Source organism: Paenibacillus sp. EPM92 (assembly GCF_016586185.1).
In the GTDB taxonomy this organism is placed as follows: domain Bacteria; phylum Bacillota; class Bacilli; order Paenibacillales; family NBRC-103111; genus Paenibacillus_G; species Paenibacillus_G validus.
Genome location: NZ_BCPS01000112.1, coordinates 1 through 3,499 on the forward strand (window position 1 = coordinate 1; position 3,499 = coordinate 3,499).

Genomic DNA, 3,499 nt, shown 5'->3' on the forward strand with positions numbered 1-3,499 from the left:
GTTGCCGCTCAGTTACCCTGTCGGGAAATGAGCGGTTTTTTCTTGCCAAGGTTGACGGTGATAAGAGACAATGAATGGCGTGTGCAGCCGGAGGCTGTATCGCCAATCATTGAGGAGCGGCGGAAGCAAAAATAAAAAGGAAGACGTTATGGGTTGCAGCCCCGTCTTCCTTTTCCCCAAGCTTTCGCTCATGTAAATCGTAGTGGAAAAGAAGACAAATGTAAAGCCCCCAATCGTGATGGATGAGGCGGCGGTGAAGCGGCTGTCCCTTTGTGCCGATTGCCGCTGGTTACAGCGCCATGGCGGACTGATTCGGGAACATAACCATACGATCCGTATGCGTAAGGGCGGCTTCCGTTGTCCGCGCTGCAGCGATGTCTTTACGGCTTGCTCGCCTAATGAACAACACCGAATCTTTCCCTTGTGGCATCAGGATATTACGTACTACATGGAACTTGTCGGGACCCATGGTTTACCGGAGGAGGATCGCCCACGGCAATGTCCGAAATGCCGCCAGTGTGAACATACGCTTCATCGGCACAGTCATTATGAACGCTTAGTATGCACGCTCTCCCACAGCGTGAAAATCTATATCTTCCGGTTCCGCTGTCCGGATTGCGGCTACGTGCATTCTGTCATCCCCGCCTTTCTCGAACCGTATCAGCAACTCGACTTTGATTTGCAGGAGGATTTGGTGGATGCCGTCCAGCAAGAGAGAACCGTAGAGGCGGTAGCGGAAGAGTCCGAATCCCTGCCCGGCGGAGGTGTTGATGAACATACACTCGCAAGCCTCGTCCGGAGATGGAACGAGCGGCTGACCCAGTTGGAATCCGGTTTATGGGCCTGGCTGCTCGCGCGGACACCCCATCTGACCTTTCCGCGCTCCACATCGCTGTGGAGTATGCTGCGCAGCGCGTGGCAAACGGTTCGGGAGAGGATTCCCGCCTTTCGGGAGATTCGTTTCCTCCACGGCCTGAACCGTCTTTGCTTCTCCCTGACGGTGACGGTGCATCGCTAAAATACCACAGAGCCTGTCCTGTCGGATCGCTTGGCGGCGTCTCACAATGGAGCCAAGGGGATACACGCCCCATTTCAGTTCCAAAAGGAGGCATTCACCGCTATGGATTCATCGATGCAGGAACAATTGGCCGCTTTTCGCTACAGCCTTATCGCCCCGATTGTCAGTCGGCAGACGCCGCTGGCTCCCGGTGAACTGAAGGCTTATTTGGCGCAGGCGGCCGCCCAGGTGTATCACATTCCCGGCAGTACCAAAACAAAAGTGAGCGTGCGAACGGTCGAACGCTGGCTCTGCCAGTACCGCAAAGGCGAGTGGGACGGCTTAAAGCCGCGGGGACGTACCCGCAAAACGAATCTGCGGATCCCGCCGGCGGTGCTGCAGGAGGCGATTCGCCTGCGTAAAGAGCGTCCCGAGCGAAGCGTTGAGCAGCTCATCTTTCTGCTGGAAGAGGGCGGCGCAGCCGAAGCCGGAACCCTTGCTGCAAGTACACTCTCCCGCCATCTGCGAAAGGCTGGCGCAAGCCGTAAAGAGATGCTTGCCGCAGAGGCCGACAAGGGATTCCGGCGATTCGAAGCAGAGGATGCACATCTGAGTTGGCAATTCGATTTTCAGCACACGCTCTACCTGCCCGATCCCAAAGACCCGAAGAAACGAAAGAAAGCGATCCTGTTCGCCATCCTCGACGATTACAGCCGTTACATCGTCCATGCCGAGTTCTACTGGGACGAAAAGCTGCCGCGCATGGAGGACAGCCTGAAGAAGGCGATTTTGAAGCACGGCATTCCGGAGCAGTTCTATTGCGACAACGGGGCGGCCTTCTCCTCGCAGCATCTGGTTCGCATTTGCGGCAAGCTGGGCATTCGGCTTTCGCATTCTGCCGTGAGACGCCCCCAAGGTCGCGGGAAGGTTGAACGCTGGTTCCGCTTTGTCGATACCAGCTTCAAGCCGGAAGCCTACGCCAGCATCGAACAAGGACGGCTCGCGACGCTCCCCGAACTGAATGCCGCACTAGCCGCGTGGCTGGACGGATACTACCACATTCGAGAACACGGTTCCACGGGGCAATCCCCGCGTGCCCGTCTGGCCGCAAGTACCCGGCCGATGCGGCGCAAGACGCTGGCGGAACTGACCGAGATCTTCCTCTGGGAAGAGACCCGCGCCGTCGATAAAACCGGCTGCGTCAGCCTGAGCGGCAATACGTACGAAGTCGATCTGGAACTGTGCAAAAAACGCGTGCAACTGCGCTATGACCCGTTCGATCTCACGGCCATTCAAGTCTGGTACGACGGCGCCAGGTACGCCGACGCAACAGTCGTCGATTTGTCTCGTCCGTATGATCGCCGGGTGACGCCTGAACCGGCGGCGCTTACGGTGGAGCCGGACGGGCAAGTGGCCTTTTTGGAACTGGCCGAGAAGAAACGGCAAGCCCAGTGGACAAACGAGGAAATCTCTTATGCCCAAACGAAAAGCGGTGACGTGAAATGAATGCGGCCGTATTGCCCAGCCAAACGCCTAAGCCCTTCAGCAAGGAACTGGATCCATCCCTTTGTTACGAATTTCGCGGACACCGCGAAGCGTCCGCCCGTTTGGATCTGATGATTCAGCACCGGACGCTAGGGGTGCTCACCGGTGAAGTGGGCGGCGGCAAGTCGACCCTGATCCGACGGCTATTCACTTCCTTAGATCCCATGACCTATCTGCCAATCTATCTGTGCTATGCTTCTTTAAAGCCGCGCGAATTCTACGGCGGCCTGCTGGAGGCGGTCGGTGTAGAACCGGTTTACACCGTCTCCAGAGCGCGCAAGCTCTGGCAGGAAGTCGTCCGCAGCCGATCCGCTCCTGGTGAGCGCACCATGGTCGTCGTAATCGATGAGGCACATGAAATGAGTGAGGCAATGCTGCTCGAACTACGCTTCGCACTCAATTACAACATCGATTCCGCCTCGCTGTTTCCCTTGATTCTCGTCGGCCAGCCGGAGCTTCGCAAGTTGCTGCGGCTGAAAAAGTATGAAGCTACCGTCCAGCGCATTGGTATGCAGTACCACCTCAGCGGCATGAGCAAGGAGGAAACCAGCGCGTATATTCGGCACCACATGACCGTAAGCCGGACGGAGAAACCCGTGTTTGCGGAAAGTGCGCTCAGCCGGATCTTTGCAGCGAGCCAGGGGCTTCCGCGTGTGGTGAACCAGATCTGCACGCAGATTCTACTTGATGCCGCAGCCCGGAATCTGGACGTAATTGAAGAGGGCGACGTCGTCCGGGTGCTTGCCGATATGGACCGGCAGCGTGGTGTCACGAGTTAATCCGAATTTATCCCCACTACTCCCAATGGTTGGCGTATGATGCTCCGTGTTCATATGGAGCGGCATACGCCTCCTTTTTGAGCGGCGTTATACTTCTCACCTTATTGACGGGTTGACGGTACATTTCCAACGCCATTGTCGGTGAGATTCACGCCGTCATTTTACTTGAGCGGCAACA

General features: G+C 56.9%; 3 protein-coding genes. All 3 read left to right on the plus strand.

Annotated features, from left to right (window positions below; all coding sequences use genetic code 11):
- The first annotated feature begins 202 nt into the window (after positions 1-202).
- The 3 genes from JMF85_RS27670 to JMF85_RS27680 all read left to right on the plus strand — a co-directional run bounded on the left by JMF85_RS27670 (position 203) and on the right by JMF85_RS27680 (position 3,321).
- The gene (locus JMF85_RS27670) at positions 203-1,018 is read left to right on the plus strand and encodes a DUF6431 domain-containing protein (protein ID WP_236596027.1); all 816 of its coding nucleotides are present in this window, start codon (positions 203-205) and stop codon (positions 1,016-1,018) included.
- Between the two features lie 102 nt (positions 1,019-1,120).
- Positions 1,121-2,503, plus strand: a complete 1,383-nt coding sequence (locus JMF85_RS27675) for a DDE-type integrase/transposase/recombinase (RefSeq protein ID WP_201319383.1) — start codon at positions 1,121-1,123, stop codon at positions 2,501-2,503.
- Entirely contained in the window at positions 2,500-3,321 is an 822-nt protein-coding gene (locus JMF85_RS27680; protein ID WP_201319384.1) for an ExeA family protein, read from the plus strand. Before JMF85_RS27675 ends, JMF85_RS27680 begins: the two co-directional genes overlap by 4 nt.
- Positions 3,322-3,499: the final 178 nt, after the last annotated feature.

What these genes read in the sequence shown, in the direction of transcription:
- JMF85_RS27675 (WP_201319383.1), top strand. Translation starts at nt 1,121, where the DNA reads ATGGATTCATCGATGCAGGAACAATTGGCCGCTTTTCGCTACAGCCTT.
- JMF85_RS27680 (WP_201319384.1), top strand. Translation starts at nt 2,500, where the DNA reads ATGAATGCGGCCGTATTGCCCAGCCAAACGCCTAAGCCCTTCAGCAAG.